Raw genomic sequence first — 14,078 nt, forward strand, 5'->3', positions numbered from 1 at the left:
ACGATCGGCGCGCACCGGCAGCAGCGAACGGCAGGAGGGCGCTCATGGGCGGCGACCAGGACAACGGGCAGACACAGGCGACGGGGCGGCGGGCACTGCTCGGCGCCGCGGTGCTCGGCGCGGGCGGAGCGGTCCTCGGACTCCCCGGCACCGCCCGGGCCGAGGGCACCCGCCCGGCCGGACGCCCGGGCCGCGGGCTGAAGAGCCTGCCGGTGCCCACGATCATCGGCCACCGGGGAGCCAGCGGCTACCGCCCCGAGCACACCTTCGGCTCCTACGACCTGGCGCTGGACCTGGGCGCCGACGTGGTCGAGGCAGGCGACCTGGTGCCGACCAAGGACGGCCACCTGGTGTGCCGGCACGAGCCGGAGATCGGCGGCACCACGGACGTCGCCGCCCACCCGGAGTTCGCCGGCCGCAGGACCACCAAGGTGCTCGACGGCGTCCCCACGACCGGCTGGTTCACCGAGGACTTCACCCTCGCCGAGCTGAAGACGCTGCGCGCCGTCGAACGCGTCCCGGCCAACCGGCCGCACAACACCCTCTACGACGGCCGCTGGGAGATCCCCACCTTCGAAGAGGTCCTGAAGTGGCAGGACGAGCAGACCCGCAGGCGCGGCCGGCAGGTCTGGATCTACCCCGAGACCAAGCACCCCACCTACTTCCGCGAGCTCGGCCTCGGCCTGGAGGAGCGGGTGGCCAAGCTGCTGCGCAAGTACGGCAAGGACGGCCGGCACTCCCCGGTCGTCATCCAGTCCTTCGAACCGACCAGCATCCAGCGGCTGAACCGGCTGGTCGACAACCCGCTGGTCGTCCTGCTCTCCTCGGCCGGCAGCCGGCCCCACGACTTCGTGGCGGCGAACGACCCGCGCACGGTCGCCGACCTCATCACCCCCAAGGGCCTGCGGGAGATGGCCGGCTACGCGCAGGGCATCGGGCCCACCGTGGACCTGGTCATACCGAAGAAGGCGGACGGCACCCTGGCCGAGCCCACCACGCTGGTCTCCGACGCGCACCGGGTGGGCCTGGTCGTGCACCCCTACACCCTGCGCAACGAGAACCCCTTCCTGCCCGCCGAATATCGCAGGGGCGGCGCCGCCGACGGCTACGGCGATGTCCTCGGCGCCTTCCGGAAGTACTTCGCGACCGGCATCGACGGCGTCTTCACCGACAACCCCGACACCGGGCTGCTCGCCCGCGCCGACTTCCTGGCCCGCTGACCCCGTCAACCACCGCACCGGCCGTCCCCCCGTTCGGGGTGAGTGTGCGCCGCCCCGGCAACCCGCCGCCGGGGCGGCTCGTCGTTCCGCATATGACCCACGACCTGGTAGCCGCCCTGCGCCCGCTGCTGGCCGCCGAGGCATCCGCCGAGGCATATGCCTCCGGAAGCGAGCCGGGCGATCTGGAGCAGGCCGTCTGGCTCCGGCTGCTGGAGCGGCTGCGGACCGACGGGCCGCCACCGGACCCGCCCGGCTGGCTGCGCGAGGCCGTCCGCGCCGAGGCCCGCCGCTCCCGGCACGCCACCCGGCGGGAACGGCCGTACGACGGCGAACCCCCCGACCACCTCGGCCCCGGCCCCGAACAGCACGCCCTGGCCGCCGCCCGCCACCGCGCCCTGCGCCAGGCGGTCCGCCGGCTGCCCGGACGCTGCCCGCGCCTGATGGAGGCGCTGCTGTCGCCGCAGGACCTCACCTACCGGGAAATCGCGGGCGAGTTGGGTATCTCACAGGGCAGTCTCGGACCGGAACGTTCCAGATGTCTCGGTTGTCTGCGGAGATTGCTCACACCGGAGGTTGCGGCGTGCGAAGCGCGGGGATAGGAGTGGGGGACGACAGGTGATCAGGTGAGCGGGAGGCGTGCGCACATGGGCATGAGCGTGACCATCTCGGCGGCGACCGAGCCGGACGCGGAGCAGATCTTCAGGCTCCAGTACCTCTGCTTCCAGAGCGAGGCCGCGCTGTACGGCAACTACCGCATCGACCCGCTCGTGCAGACCCTGGACTCCGTCCGCCAGGAGGTCGCCACCGACTGCGTCTTCGTCGCCCGGCTCGGCGAGGAGGTCGTCGGATCGGTGCGCGGCAAGGTGACCGAGGACGGCGCGGCGGCCATCGCCAAGCTCTGCGTCCACCCCCGCCTCCAGGGCCACGGCATCGGCGCCCGGCTGCTGCGCGCGGCCGAGGCCGCACTGGCCGAGCGGCACGGCGCCACCCGGTTCCGCCTCCGGACCGGCCACCGCAGCGAGGGCAACCTCCGCCTGTACCGCAAGGTGGGCTACCAGGCGGTGGGCCGGGTCAAGGGCGACGACGGCGTGGAGCTGATCATCCTCGAAAAGGAAGCGAGCGATTTCGTCGCCACGGCGTAAGACGAAGCGCCCCGAAAGGGGCGCGGGGAGCCGCGCGAGCGACCACGACGGACCCGCACCCGCGCGACCGCCTCAGGCGCCCCTCCGCTCCCGCGCCCTCCGCAGCCAGTACATCGCGGACAAGGGCAACAGCACGGGGATGAACACGTACCCCATGCCGTACTCGGACCACACGGTCGCGTCCGGGAACGCCGACGGCTCCACCAGCGTCCAGGTGCCGACGACCAGCACCCCCGCCAGCTCGGCGGCGCAGCACACCAGCGCCGCCCTGCGCGCCGTCTCCCCGCCGCGCACCAGCGTGTACGTGATGAACGCGTACACCGCGCCCGCCACGGCCGACAGCGTGTACGCCAGCGGCGCCCGGTCGAACTCCGTGGCGATCTGGTACACGGAACGCGACAGCGCGCCGACCACCATCACGCCGTAGAACCAGACCAGCAGCATGCCCGGCCCGCTGATCAGCCGGGCCGGCTTCTCCCGCACCGCCGTCACCTCAGCCTCCCCAGATGTCGTAGAGCCGTACTTCCAGGACGGCCAGCACCACCCCGGCCGCGGCGACCGTCACCGAGCCCCAGCGGGTCCGCTCGGCCAGCGACATGAATCCCGCGGCCGGCACGCACGCGAACGAGCCCAGCAGATACGCCACGAAGATCGTCGTGCCCTGCTCCGGCTTCTCGCCCCGCGTCAGCTGCACGATCCCCGCCAGCAGCTGGACGAGCGCCAGCACCGACACCACGGCCATGCCGATGAAGTGCCAGTCCTTCGTCGGCTGGTCGCGGTAGGCGGCCCAGCCGCACCAGGCGGCGAGCAGGAGCGCGGCGACCCCGGTCACCAGCATCAGGGCGTTGAGCATGCCGTGACCTTATTACGGCCGAAACACGCCCCGGCCGCCGCCCCCGCCGGACCGCGGGCCGGCCGCGCGGCCGGCCCGGCCACCGTGGCGTTGGCCACAACCCACCGGGCCGCCGCACTGGACGCCGACCTGGTGGCCGACGACCTGCCGGCCTTGTCCGTACTGGTCACCGAGCGGGGCGTGACGACATCCCGCCACGGCGGAGAGGCCGGCCCGCCCTGTCCGCCGTTGTCCAGCATCCGGACGGCGGCGACAGCCCGGGACCGCCCGTCTGGTTTACTGAACGCATGACCACGACGAGCTGCCGCACCCTTGCGACCGAGGCGACCATGACGCCCGGTGCTCGTTGTATGTGTCGCCTGATGTGTCGAATGTGCGCCTTCTAGAGGGCCCCCGCATCAGCCAGCCTCGCGCCCCGAAGCGAGACCGTGGCATGTCCGTGCGCCGTAGGCCGTACGAGACGCACCCCCCGCTCCATGCCGCAACCGCATGCACCCGTGCCCGGGCACACCCACGCCCGCGCACTCGACAGTGACGGAAACCCACGTGATCACCACCTCGGGCCTGACCAAGGTCTACCGCTCCCGCGGCCGTGAGGTCACCGCCCTCGACGGCGTCGATCTGCACGTCCGCGAAGGAGAGGTCTACGGCGTCATCGGCCAGTCCGGCGCCGGCAAGTCCTCCCTCATCCGCTGCGTCAACCTGCTGGAGCGCCCCACCTCCGGCACCGTGACCGTCGCCGGGCAGGACCTCACCGCCCTGGCCGGGCGGGGCCCGCGGGCCGGCCGGGAGCTGCGCCGCGCCCGCAGCCGGATCGGCATGGTCTTCCAGCACTTCAACCTGCTGTCCTCGCGGACCGTCCAGGACAACGTCGAGCTGCCGCTGGAGATCCTCGGCAAGTCCGGCAAGGAGCGCTCCCGCAAGGCCCTGGAGCTGCTGGACCTCGTCGGCCTCGCCGACAAGGCCAAGGCCTACCCCGCCCAGCTCTCCGGCGGCCAGAAGCAGCGCGTCGGCATCGCCCGCGCCCTGGCCGGCGACCCCAAGGTGCTGCTCTCCGACGAGGCCACCAGCGCCCTGGACCCGGAGACCACCCGCTCCATCCTCCAGCTGCTGCGCGACCTGAACCGGCAGCTGGGCCTGACCGTCCTGCTCATCACCCACGAGATGGACGTAGTGAAGACGATCTGCGACTCCGCGGCCCTCATGGAGCGGGGCCGGATCGTGGAGTCCGGCACCGTCAGCGAGCTGCTGGCCACCCCGGGCTCCACGCTGGCCGCCGCGCTGTTCCCGGTGGGCGGCGAGGCCACCGGCGCCGACCGGACCGTCCTCGACGTCACCTTCCACGGCGAGAGCGCCACCCAGCCGGTCGTCTCCCAGCTCGCCCGCACCTACAACATCGACATCTCGATCCTCGGCGCCGCCATCGACACCGTCGGCGGCCTCCAGGTCGGCCGGATGCGCATCGAACTGCCCGGCCGTTACGAGGACAACGTGGTCCCGATCGGGTTCCTGCGCGAACAGGGCCTGCAGATCGACGTCGTGGGCCAGGACGCCCCGCTGGTGAAGGAAGGTGCCAAGTGACCTGGTCGGAGATGCAGCCGCTGCTGTCGGACGCGTGTAGCCAGACCTTCACCATGGTGGTCTGGTCCACCGTGATCGCTGTCGTCGCCGGCCTGCCGCTCGGCATCCTCCTCGTCCTCACGGACCGGGGCGGCCTGCTGCAGAACGTCCTCGCCAACAAGGTGATCGGCCAGGTCGTGAACGTCGGCCGGTCCATGCCGTTCATCATCCTGATGGTCGCGCTGATGACCTTCACCCGCTGGGTCACCGGCACCACCATCGGCACCACCGCGGCCATCGTGCCGCTCGCCATCGGCGGCATCCCCTTCTTCGCCCGCCTGGTCGAGACGGCCGTCCGCGAAGTCGACCAGGGACTCGTCGAGGCCGTGCAGTCCATGGGCGGCAACACCTGGACGATCGTCCGCAAGGTCCTCGTCCCCGAGGCCCTGCCCTCGCTGATCGCCTCCACCACCACCACGATCATCGCCCTCATCGGCTACTCCGCCATGGCCGGCACGGTCGGCGGCGGCGGCCTCGGCGACCTCGCCGTCCGCTACGGCTACCAGCGCTTCGAGACCGAACTGATGTGGATCACGGTGGCCATCCTCGCCGTCGTCATCTCCCTCATCCAGTTCGCCGGCGACTTCGCCGCCCGCTCCCTGCACCGCCGTGGCGCCCGCTCCGGCCCGGCCCCCAAGCTCCGCCTGCTGAAGGCCAAGGAGCCCGCGGCGGCCGAGATCAGCAAGGTCGCGTGACGCACCCGGCCGGCAAGGCCGCGCCGGGCACCCCAGGCTCCCCGGCCACTCGTACCCGGGGTCGCACCACCCTTAAGGAAAGGCACTTTTCGTGCGTAACACCGCCAAGCTCACCACCGCCGTCCTCGCCGCCTCAGCCCTCACCCTCGGGCTGACCGCCTGCGGCTCCGACAAGGACTCCGGCTCCCTCGACGCCGACGGCCCGCTGATCGTCGCCGCGAGCCCGACCCCGCACGCCGAGATCCTCGACTTCGTCAAGGACAAGCTGGCGAAGAAGGCGGGCCTCGACCTGGAGGTCAAGGAGTTCACCGACTACATCGCGCCGAACACGGCGACCGAGGACGGCTCGGTGGGTGCCAACTACTTCCAGAACCAGCCGTACCTCGACGACTTCAACAACAAGCGCGGCACCCACATCGTGCCCGTCGTCACGGTGCACCTGGAACCGCTCGGCCTGTACTCCCACAAGGTCAAGAAGGCCGACGCCCTCAAGAGCGGTGCGACCGTCGCCGTCCCGAACGACGCCGTCAACGAAGCCCGCGCCCTGAAGCTGCTCGCCGACAACGGGCTGATCACCCTCAAGGACGGCGCCGGCAACGAGGCCACCCCGCGGGACATCACCAAGAACCCCAAGAACCTCAAGTTCAAGGAGGTCGAGGCGGCCCAGACCCCGCGCTCCCTGGACGACGTCGACGCGGCCGTGGTGAACGGCAACTACGCCATCTCCGCCGGCCTGAAGCCCGCCAAGGACGCCCTCGTCCTGGAGTCCCCGAAGGACAACCCCTACGGCAACTTCCTCGCCGTGAAGAAGGGCAACGAGAAGGACCCGCGGGTGACCAAGCTCGCCAAGCTCCTCACCTCGCCCGAGGTCAAGAAGTTCATCGAGGACAAGTACCAGGGCTCGGTCATCCCGTCGTTCTGAGCCGCCGAGGGGGACTGACGCCATGCGCACGTCCGTCGCCGCCGTGGTGGCCCTGGCCCTCGGCCTCGGCCTCGGCCTCACCGCCTGCGGCTCCGGCACGGACTCCGGCAAGGGCGGTGGCAAGGACGACACCCTCGTCGTCGGCGCCACCGCCGTCCCGGCCGGAGAGGTGCTCACCTACATCAGGGACCACCTCGCCGCCAAGGCCGGCCTGAAGCTGGAGATCAAGGAGTTCACCGACTACGTCCTGCCCAACACCGCCCTCCAGGAGGGCGAGCTGGACGCCAACCTCTACCAGAACCAGCCCTACCTGGACGACTTCAACGAGTCCAAGGGCACCGACCTGGTCCCGGTCGTCAAGCCCTACCTGCCGCCCATGGGCGTCTACTCGCACCGGGTGAAGGACATCACCGAGCTCGCCGACGGCGCCACCGTCGCCGTACCCAACGACATCACCAACGAGGGCCGCGCCCTGAAGCTGCTCGCCGCCGGCGGTGTCATCAAGCTCAAGGCGGGCGCCGGCGCCGACGCCTCACCCCGGGACGTCACCGACAACCCCCGGCACCTGAGGTTCAGGGAGCTGGAGGCCGCCCAGCTGCCCCGCTCGCTCGACGACGTGGACGCCGCGGTCGTCAACAACAACTACGCCCAGGACGCGGGCCTGAGCCCCGCCGAGGACGCGATCCTGCTGGAGTCGGCGAAGGACAACCCGTACGCCAACCTCCTCGCCGTCAAACGCGGCCACGAGGACGACCCACGGGTGAAGAAGCTCGCCGGCCTGCTCGTCTCACCCGAGGTCCGGGCGTTCATCAAGGACAAGTACCACGGGTCCGTCCTGCCCGCGACCGGCGGCTGACGGCACGCACACCGGGTACGGCGACGCACGGGGTCCCCTCCTCACGAGGAGCGGACCCCGTCGTGCGCTCCGGTGGTTTCATGCTGCATGCTGGCAGTTCAGCGGACCTGACGGCCCTGACGGTCTTTCCGAGGAACTTCCGAAGGTTACGGAGCGGCGCATGACGAGCACCTTCCCCAACATCTCCATCAGCACGGAGCGGTTGGTGCTGCGTCCCCTCGACGAGGACGACGTGCCCGCCCTGACCGAGATGATGAACGACGAACAGGTCGTCGCCTGGACCAGCGTCCCCCACCCCTACACCGAGGCCGACGCCCGCCAGTGGATCACCCGGCTCGCCCCCGCCGAGCGCACCGAGGGCCGCGGCATCGTCCTCGCCGTCACCGAGTTCCTCACCCAGCGGCTCGTCGGCCTCGTCCATCTGAAGAACACGGACTGGCGCATCCGCTCCAGCGAACTGGCCTACGTCATCGCGCCCTGGGCCCGCGGCGAGGGCTACGCCTCCGAATCCGCCCTCGCCCTCGCCCAGTGGCTCTTCCACGACCGGGACTTCGAGCGGCTCGAACTGCGCACCGCCGCCGGCAACACCGCCTCCCAGCAGGTGGCCCAGAAGATCGGCTGCATCAGCGAGGGCGTCCTGCGCAACGCCTGGATAGCCCGCGCCCGGACCGAGGACGGCACCTGGGGCCGGGTACGCACCGACGTCATCGTCTGGAGCCTGCTGCCCGAGGACCTCGCCGGGGTCGGCGAGCAGCTCGCCGACGCGAACGGTTTCACCTCGTACTCGGACTGGAACTGAGACTTCCGGACTTCACCAGGTACGCTCACGGAGCCCGCGCACGGGCTCCCTCCCCGAAGACCCGAGCAGAACCACTGGAGACTGACGACGATGGCCGACCGGGTCACGGTGATCGGCTGGGACGGCTCGCCGCTGACCGCCGCGGCACGGGGCGCCCTCGGCGCCGCCACCCTCGTGGCCGGAGCCGCCCACCACCTGGCGCTGCCCGAGGTGCCGCCCGCCGCCGAACGCATCCGCCTCGGCAGCCTCCCGCTGGCCGCCCGCCGCATCGCCGCCCACCGCGGCACCGCCGTCGTCCTCGCCGACGGCGACCCCGGCTTCTTCGGCGTCGTACGCACCCTGCGCGCGCCCGAGTACGGCCTGGAGGTCGAGGTCGTCCCCGCCGTCTCCTCCGTCGCCACCGCCTTCGCCCGGGCCGGCATGCCCTGGGACGACGCCCAGGTGGTCGTCGCCCACCCGCGCACCCTGCGCCGCGCCGTGAACGTCTGCCGCGCCCACGCCAAGGTCGCCGTCCTCACCGCGCCGGGCGCCGGCCCCGCCGAACTCGGTCTCCTGCTGGAGGGCGTGCACCGCACCTTCGTCATCTGCGAGGAACTGGGCACCGCACGCGAACAGGTCAGCGTCGTCACCTCCGACAAGGCCGCCGACCACACCTGGCGCGACCCCAACGTGGTCATCGTCATCGGCGGACCGGCCGGTGCCGCGGAGGGCGGCGGCTGGATCGCCGGCCGCGACCCGGGCACGGGCCCGCGGGGCTGGGTACAGCCCGACGCGAGCTACGCCGTCGCCACGGCCCACGGCCCGGGCGGCGGTCCGGTCAACGGTCCGGGTGGCGGTTCGGGCGGAGGTCCGGGCCACGGTACGGCCGGGGTGCTCGGTGAGGGGGAGAAGGAGCTGCTGCGCGCCGCCCAACTCGCCCGCCTGGGGCCCCGGACCGGCGACCTCGTGTGGGACATCGGCTGCGGCGCGGGCGCGTTCGCCGCCGAGGCCGCCCGGGCCGGCGCGGCCGTCATCGCCGTCGACCACGACCCGGCCGCCTGCGCCCGCACCGAGGGGGCCGCCCGCCGCTTCGGGGTCCAGCTCCAGGTGGTCCACGGCAGCGCCCCGCACGTCCTGGAGAACCTGCCCGAGCCGGACATCGTCCGGGTCGGCGGCGGGGGCCCGGCCGTCGTCTCCGCGGTCGCCGACCGGCGCCCGCGGCGCATCGTCACCCACGCCGCCACCCGGGACGCCGCCGAACGCGTCGGCCGCGACCTGACCGAGCACGGCTACCACGTCCAGTGCGCCCTGATCCAGTCCGTCGAACTCGACACCAGGGCCTGGACCGAGACCGAGCGGAACGTCGCGTTCCTGCTCAGCGGGGTCCTGCCCGATCGCGCCCCGTGATCCGGTTGTCGTACCGCGCGCGGTAGGCTGGCCGATCGTTGTACCGCACCGGTGGCCCGGACTTCGTTCGCCAATGTCCGGATCGCACGCCCGTCTTGGGCGGGTGCGGTACTGCGGAACCGGAGGACGCGCAACGTGGCGCAGTCCACAGCGGGCTGTCGCGGATCATGCTGTCGCGACGGCGGAACGGCCGGGACAATGCCACTGAATGGCTTTGTCGCCTTTTCCGGCGGGTCGTTCGTGCCGCTGGGCACGGACGCTCGTTCTTCACTGCGGGGCGGTCGGTGCGCCGTTCCGGGTGAGCTGGTCGTAGAAGCACTAACCGATGGGCGAGGGGTACGCATGACCGACACCGGCCAGGTCCCGGGCGAGGGGCAGCCGGAGAGCGCAGGCATGGTGGAACAGCCGGGCGTCCCCGCGCACGGCGCGTACACCTACCTGTCCGAGGCGCCCGCCGAGGACGAGGACCTGCTGCTGCCGGGTGCCCAGGGCGCGTGGGGCAACGAGGTGCCGCCACCCGCTCCGGAACCGGTGGTGGAGGCCGTCCACGAGCCGGGCCCGCACGAGACGGCCGGCCGTGACACCGGCTCGGTCGACCTCAACGGCGTCCGCCTGCCCCACTCGGGTCCCGCGTCGGTGCCGCCGTCGCCCATCCTCTCGGCGCCGCACGACCCGGCGGCCGCGCCGCAGCCGCCGCGCCGCCCGCTGCACCTCGGCCCGCCGATCCCCGACGCCTTCGCGAGCCCGGTCCGCTCCCTCGCCGACCGCGGCCCCGCCGGAGCGCCGGCACGACAGCCCGGCCCGCCGTCCTCCGGCCCCGAGTACCTCGACGCCCAGCCCCAGCCGGCCCCGCAGAACGCGACACCGTGGGGGGCGCCGCCCGAGACCCAGGTTCCGGCGGAGGCCGGGGTACAGGTCCAGGGCGAGGCCCAGGTCCAGGTCCAGGGTGAGGTCGAGGTTCCCGCGCAGGCCGAGGCGCAGGCACAGGTTCCGGTCGAGGGCCAGGCTCAGCTTCCGGCCGAGGAGCGGGCCGAGACGTACGTTCAGGTCCAGCCCGGGGTCGAGGCTCAGGCCGCAGGCGAGGGGCACGTCGAGGGTCAGGACCAGGACCAGGACCAGGCTTCGGCCGAGGTTCAGGGTCATGCACAGGCGCAGGCTCCGGTTGAGGCCCCTGCTCCGGTTGAGGCCCCGGTCCCGGCCCCGGATCCGGCCGAGGCCCCCGCCCAGGCTCCGGGCGGCGCGCAGGCACCGGCTGCGGAAACGGTTGTCCCGGCCGAGGCCGTCGAGCCCGTCGCCCCCGCCGCTCCTGCCTCCGCCGAGCCGGCCGACGCGGCCCAGGCCACGATGGCCCGCCTCGCGACCCAGGCGGCGGCCCACGGCGCGCCCGGCGACACCGGCCAATTCCCCATCGCGCACGGTGACGACGGGGCGTACACCGCACCGGCCGAGGCACCGGCTGCCGAGGCTGAGGGCGTCGCGGCCGCCGTGGACACGGCGGAGCCGGGCGCTCCCGTCCAGGCGGCGCCGCAGCAGGCCGTCGCGGAGCCGGTGGCACCGGAGGAGGCCGTGCGGCTCGCGCAGGCTGCCGAGGCCGCCGCGACGCATGCCGAGGTCGCCGCCGCCGAGGCAGCCGCAGTGACCCCCGAAGCCGCCGTAACCGCCGAGACCGAGGCCGTCGAGACCATGGCCGCCGAGCCGGCTGTGACGGAACCCGGCGCGCCCGAATCCGACGCGCCCGAATCCGTGGTGGCCGAGGCCGCCGTGACCGAGGCGGTCCAGCCGGACGCGGTCACGGTCACGGACGCGGACGCGGAACCGGTCGAGGCCACGGACACGGAACCGGTCGAGGCCACGCAGCCCACCGAGGCCGCCCACCTCCCCGAGGACCCGCAGACCACCCAGGCCGCGCAGCCCGCCCAAGGCATGCAGCCGGACGTACCCGCGCAGGTCGTCGACGCGCCGCAACTGACCGACGCGCCGCAGGTCATCGACCCCGCCCAGCCCCAGCCCGCCGTCGACACCCCGGAGCCGGTCGCGCCCGCCGCCCCGGCCGCCGATCAAGACGTGACTCAGGACCCGGCACAGGGCCCGGCCCAGCCCACCGGCCAGGTTTCCGCCGAACTCCCGGCCACCGTCCAGGAGGTGGCCCCGGCCGCCGCCCAGGCGCCCGCCGAAGTCCCGCCCGCCGCCCACGAGATGGCTCAGGACCCCGCCCCGGCCGTCTCCGAAGCCCTGGCTGCTTCCGAAGCCCCGGCCGAAGAGGTCGCTCCGGTGGCCGAGCCCACCGCACAGACCGCCCCCGCCGAGCCCGCCCCCGCTGCCGTTCCGGCCCAGCCGGGTCCGGATGCCCCCGACGTCGTACCGGCCGCCCAGCCCGCCGCAGCCCAGACCCCGGAGGCACCGCAGCCCCAGGCGCCCGCGCCCGTACCGGACGCCGCCGCGCCGGACGCCGCCGTGCCCGGCCCCGAGCAGCCGCTGGGACAGTTCGTGCCCGTGCAGGGCCAGGTGCCCACCACCCCGCACCTGGCGCCCACCCCGCCGCAGCCCGTGGCGGTTCCCGCGGCCGAACCGCACGTCCCGCAGGAGCGGCCGGAGCCTTCGGAGCCGGTGGCCACGGTGCCCGCGCCCCGCGAGGGCGAGCCGGCCCAGGTACCGGACGGGACGGACCCGCGGCCCGCCGCCGATGCCGTACAGCACATGGAACGGGCGGAGGACCCGGACGCCGGGGCCGCCGAGCAGGAGGAGAGCACGGCCGCGGTGGCGGAAGCACGACAGTCCACCGGCCCGGCCGCGCCCCCCTACGCCGACGCCGAGCGCGAGGCCGTCCTGAAGGTGATGCGCGAACGCCGCGACATCCGCAACGGCTTCCGCAGCGACCCCATCCCGCACGAGGTACTGCTCCGGGTCCTGGAGGCCGCGCACACCGCGCCGTCCGTGGGCCACTCGCAGCCCTGGGACTTCGTCGTCATCAGATCCGCCGAGACCCGGCAGACGATGCACGAACTGGCGACGCGACAGCGCGAGGCGTACGCCAAGTCGCTGCCGAAGGGCCGGGCCAAGCAGTTCAAGGAACTGAAGATCGAGGCCATCCTCGACACCCCGGTCAACATCGTCGTCACCGCCGACCCCACCCGCGGCGGCCGGCACACCCTCGGCCGTCACACCCAGCCGCAGATGGCGCCCTACTCCTCGGCGCTCGCGGTGGAGAACCTCTGGCTCGCCGCCCGTGCCGAAGGCCTCGGCGTCGGCTGGGTCAGCTTCTTCGACGAGCGGGAGATGGTCCGCGCGCTCGGTCTGCCCGAGCACCTGGAAGTCGTCGCCTACCTGTGTGTCGGGTACGTCGACGAGTTCCCGGACGAGCCCGAGCTGACGCAGGCCGGCTGGTCCAAGCGACGCCCCCTGTCCTGGGTGGTGCACGAGGAGACGTACGGCCGCCGCGCCCTGCCCGGAGAGGAACCCCACGACCTGCTCGCCGAGACCGTCGCACAGATCCGCCCGCTCGACGCCAAGGCGCTCGGCGAGGCATGGGAGCGCCAGAAGCGCATGACCAAGCCGGCCGGCGCGCTCGGCATGCTGGAGATCATCTCCGCACAGCTGTGCGGGCTGTCCCGGCAGTGCCCGCCGCCGATCCCGGAACCCGCCGCCGTCGCGGTCTTCGCCGGCGACCACGGCGTGCACGCCCAGGGCGTCACCCCCTGGCCGCAGGAGGTGACGGCCCAGATGGTGGCCAACTTCCTCGGCGGGGGAGCCGTCTGCAACGCCTTCGCCGCCCAGGTCGGCGCCGAGGTGTGCGTCGTGGACGTGGGCGTGGCCGCCGACCTGCCCGCCACGCCGGGCCTGCTGCCGCGCAAGATCCGCGGTGGCACGTCCGACATGACCGCCGGCCCCGCGATGACCCGCGAGGAGGCCAAGGCGGCCATCGAGGTGGGCATCGAGACCGCCCGCGACCTGGTGGCGGCCGGCAACAAGGCGCTGCTCACCGGTGAGATGGGCATCGCCAACACCACCGCGTCCGCCGCGCTGATCTCCGTCTTCACCGGTGCCGACCCGGCCGAGGTGACCGGGCGCGGCACGGGCATCAACGACGAGACGCTGGTCCGCAAGACCGAGGTCGTCCGCCGCGCGCTGGAACTCCACCAGCCGGACCCGGCCGACCCGATCGGCGTCCTCGCGGCCGTCGGCGGGTTCGAGCACGCGGCCATGGTCGGCCTGCTGCTCGGCGGCGCGTCCCTGCGTACGCCGGTGATCCTGGACGGCGTCAGCGCCGGCGCGGCGGCCCTCGTCGCCCGCGCGATCGCCCCCGAGGTGCTCGCGGCCTGCATCGCCGGCCACCGCAGCGCCGAGCCGGGGCACGTCGCGGCGCTGAACAAGCTGGGTCTGCGCCCCCTGGTCGACCTCGACCTCCGCCTCGGCGAGGGCACGGGCGCCCTGCTGGCGCTCCCGCTGGTCCAGAGCACGGCGCGGGCCATGCACGAGGTGGCCACGTTCGACGCGGCGGGCGTCACCGAGAAGTAGGCGGCAGGCGCCCGGCACGCCCGGCACCGGGCGCCGGTCCGCCGTCCATGGGCCGGTGGGCGTCCGAGGA

Annotated in this window: 12 protein-coding genes and 1 pseudogene; 11 read left to right on the forward strand and 2 right to left on the reverse strand. The window is 73.3% G+C overall.

Features of this window, described 5'->3' with window-relative positions:
• The first annotated feature begins 44 nt into the window (after window positions 1-44).
• The 3 genes from ACSURM_RS29610 (at window position 45) to ACSURM_RS29620 (ending at window position 2,362) form a co-directional block, all read left to right on the forward strand.
• Complete coding sequence (locus tag ACSURM_RS29610) at window positions 45-1,220, forward strand: glycerophosphodiester phosphodiesterase (protein WP_436958843.1); 1,176 nt, start codon at window positions 45-47, stop codon at window positions 1,218-1,220.
• Between the two features lie 92 nt (window positions 1,221-1,312).
• Window positions 1,313-1,819 (forward strand): RNA polymerase sigma factor, encoded by a 507-nt coding sequence (locus ACSURM_RS29615; RefSeq protein WP_436958844.1) that lies wholly within the window; start codon window positions 1,313-1,315, stop codon window positions 1,817-1,819.
• Between the two features lie 45 nt (window positions 1,820-1,864).
• The gene (locus ACSURM_RS29620) at window positions 1,865-2,362 is read left to right on the forward strand and encodes a GNAT family N-acetyltransferase (RefSeq protein WP_436961208.1); all 498 of its coding nucleotides are present in this window, start codon (window positions 1,865-1,867) and stop codon (window positions 2,360-2,362) included.
• A gap of 72 nt (window positions 2,363-2,434) precedes the next feature.
• On the opposite strand, the gene ACSURM_RS29625 is transcribed toward ACSURM_RS29620, so the two are convergent.
• Together ACSURM_RS29625 and ACSURM_RS29630 are read right to left on the reverse strand one after the other, a co-directional pair.
• Complete coding sequence (locus tag ACSURM_RS29625; protein WP_436958845.1) at window positions 2,435-2,854, reverse strand: hypothetical protein; 420 nt, start codon at window positions 2,852-2,854, stop codon at window positions 2,435-2,437.
• 1 nt (window position 2,855) lies between these two features.
• Entirely contained in the window at window positions 2,856-3,215 is a 360-nt protein-coding gene (locus ACSURM_RS29630) for a hypothetical protein (RefSeq protein ID WP_436958847.1), read from the reverse strand.
• Window positions 3,216-3,254: 39 nt separating this feature from the next.
• Between ACSURM_RS29630 and ACSURM_RS29635 the strand changes: the two are divergent.
• From ACSURM_RS29635 to cobT, 8 genes and pseudogenes are all read left to right on the forward strand, one after another.
• A pseudogene (locus ACSURM_RS29635) lies at window positions 3,255-3,407 on the forward strand (HAD family hydrolase); the annotation flags it as partial.
• 297 nt (window positions 3,408-3,704) lie between these two features.
• Window positions 3,705-4,796, forward strand: coding sequence for a methionine ABC transporter ATP-binding protein (locus ACSURM_RS29640; protein ID WP_289967422.1), 1,092 nt, complete (start codon window positions 3,705-3,707; stop codon window positions 4,794-4,796).
• Window positions 4,793-5,530, forward strand: coding sequence for a methionine ABC transporter permease (locus tag ACSURM_RS29645; RefSeq protein WP_436958848.1), 738 nt, complete (start codon window positions 4,793-4,795; stop codon window positions 5,528-5,530). The genes ACSURM_RS29640 and ACSURM_RS29645 overlap by 4 nt, the downstream gene beginning before the upstream one ends.
• A gap of 91 nt (window positions 5,531-5,621) precedes the next feature.
• The gene (locus ACSURM_RS29650; RefSeq protein WP_436958849.1) at window positions 5,622-6,452 is read left to right on the forward strand and encodes a MetQ/NlpA family ABC transporter substrate-binding protein; all 831 of its coding nucleotides are present in this window, start codon (window positions 5,622-5,624) and stop codon (window positions 6,450-6,452) included.
• A gap of 22 nt (window positions 6,453-6,474) precedes the next feature.
• The gene (locus ACSURM_RS29655; RefSeq protein ID WP_436958850.1) at window positions 6,475-7,308 is read left to right on the forward strand and encodes a MetQ/NlpA family ABC transporter substrate-binding protein; all 834 of its coding nucleotides are present in this window, start codon (window positions 6,475-6,477) and stop codon (window positions 7,306-7,308) included.
• Between the two features lie 160 nt (window positions 7,309-7,468).
• Complete coding sequence (locus ACSURM_RS29660) at window positions 7,469-8,107, forward strand: GNAT family N-acetyltransferase (protein WP_436958851.1); 639 nt, start codon at window positions 7,469-7,471, stop codon at window positions 8,105-8,107.
• Between the two features lie 90 nt (window positions 8,108-8,197).
• Window positions 8,198-9,493: a precorrin-6y C5,15-methyltransferase (decarboxylating) subunit CbiE gene (gene cbiE, locus ACSURM_RS29665; RefSeq protein ID WP_436958853.1), complete on the forward strand. Its 1,296-nt coding sequence runs from the start codon at window positions 8,198-8,200 to the stop codon at window positions 9,491-9,493.
• A 342-nt stretch (window positions 9,494-9,835) separates the two neighbouring features.
• Complete coding sequence (gene cobT / locus ACSURM_RS29670) at window positions 9,836-14,008, forward strand: nicotinate-nucleotide--dimethylbenzimidazole phosphoribosyltransferase (RefSeq protein WP_436958855.1); 4,173 nt, start codon at window positions 9,836-9,838, stop codon at window positions 14,006-14,008.
• Window positions 14,009-14,078: the final 70 nt, after the last annotated feature.

This window comes from Streptomyces sp. SudanB182_2057 (genome assembly GCF_964272715.1).
Lineage (GTDB): Bacteria > Actinomycetota > Actinomycetes > Streptomycetales > Streptomycetaceae > Streptomyces > Streptomyces rubradiris.

Bases quoted from the DNA above. Each gene is read 5' to 3' on its own strand.
- ACSURM_RS29620 (WP_436961208.1), top strand. From the start codon at position 1,865: ATGGGCATGAGCGTGACCATCTCGGCGGCGACCGAGCCGGACGCGGAG.
- ACSURM_RS29640 (WP_289967422.1), top strand. From the start codon at position 3,705: ATGCACCCGTGCCCGGGCACACCCACGCCCGCGCACTCGACAGTGACG.
- ACSURM_RS29660 (WP_436958851.1), top strand. From the start codon at position 7,469: ATGACGAGCACCTTCCCCAACATCTCCATCAGCACGGAGCGGTTGGTG.
- cobT (WP_436958855.1), top strand. From the start codon at position 9,836: ATGACCGACACCGGCCAGGTCCCGGGCGAGGGGCAGCCGGAGAGCGCA.
- ACSURM_RS29610 (WP_436958843.1), top strand. From the start codon at position 45: ATGGGCGGCGACCAGGACAACGGGCAGACACAGGCGACGGGGCGGCGG.
- cbiE (WP_436958853.1), top strand. From the start codon at position 8,198: ATGGCCGACCGGGTCACGGTGATCGGCTGGGACGGCTCGCCGCTGACC.
- ACSURM_RS29615 (WP_436958844.1), top strand. From the start codon at position 1,313: ATGACCCACGACCTGGTAGCCGCCCTGCGCCCGCTGCTGGCCGCCGAG.
- ACSURM_RS29630 (WP_436958847.1), bottom strand. From the start codon at position 3,215: ATGCTCAACGCCCTGATGCTGGTGACCGGGGTCGCCGCGCTCCTGCTC.
- ACSURM_RS29655 (WP_436958850.1), top strand. From the start codon at position 6,475: ATGCGCACGTCCGTCGCCGCCGTGGTGGCCCTGGCCCTCGGCCTCGGC.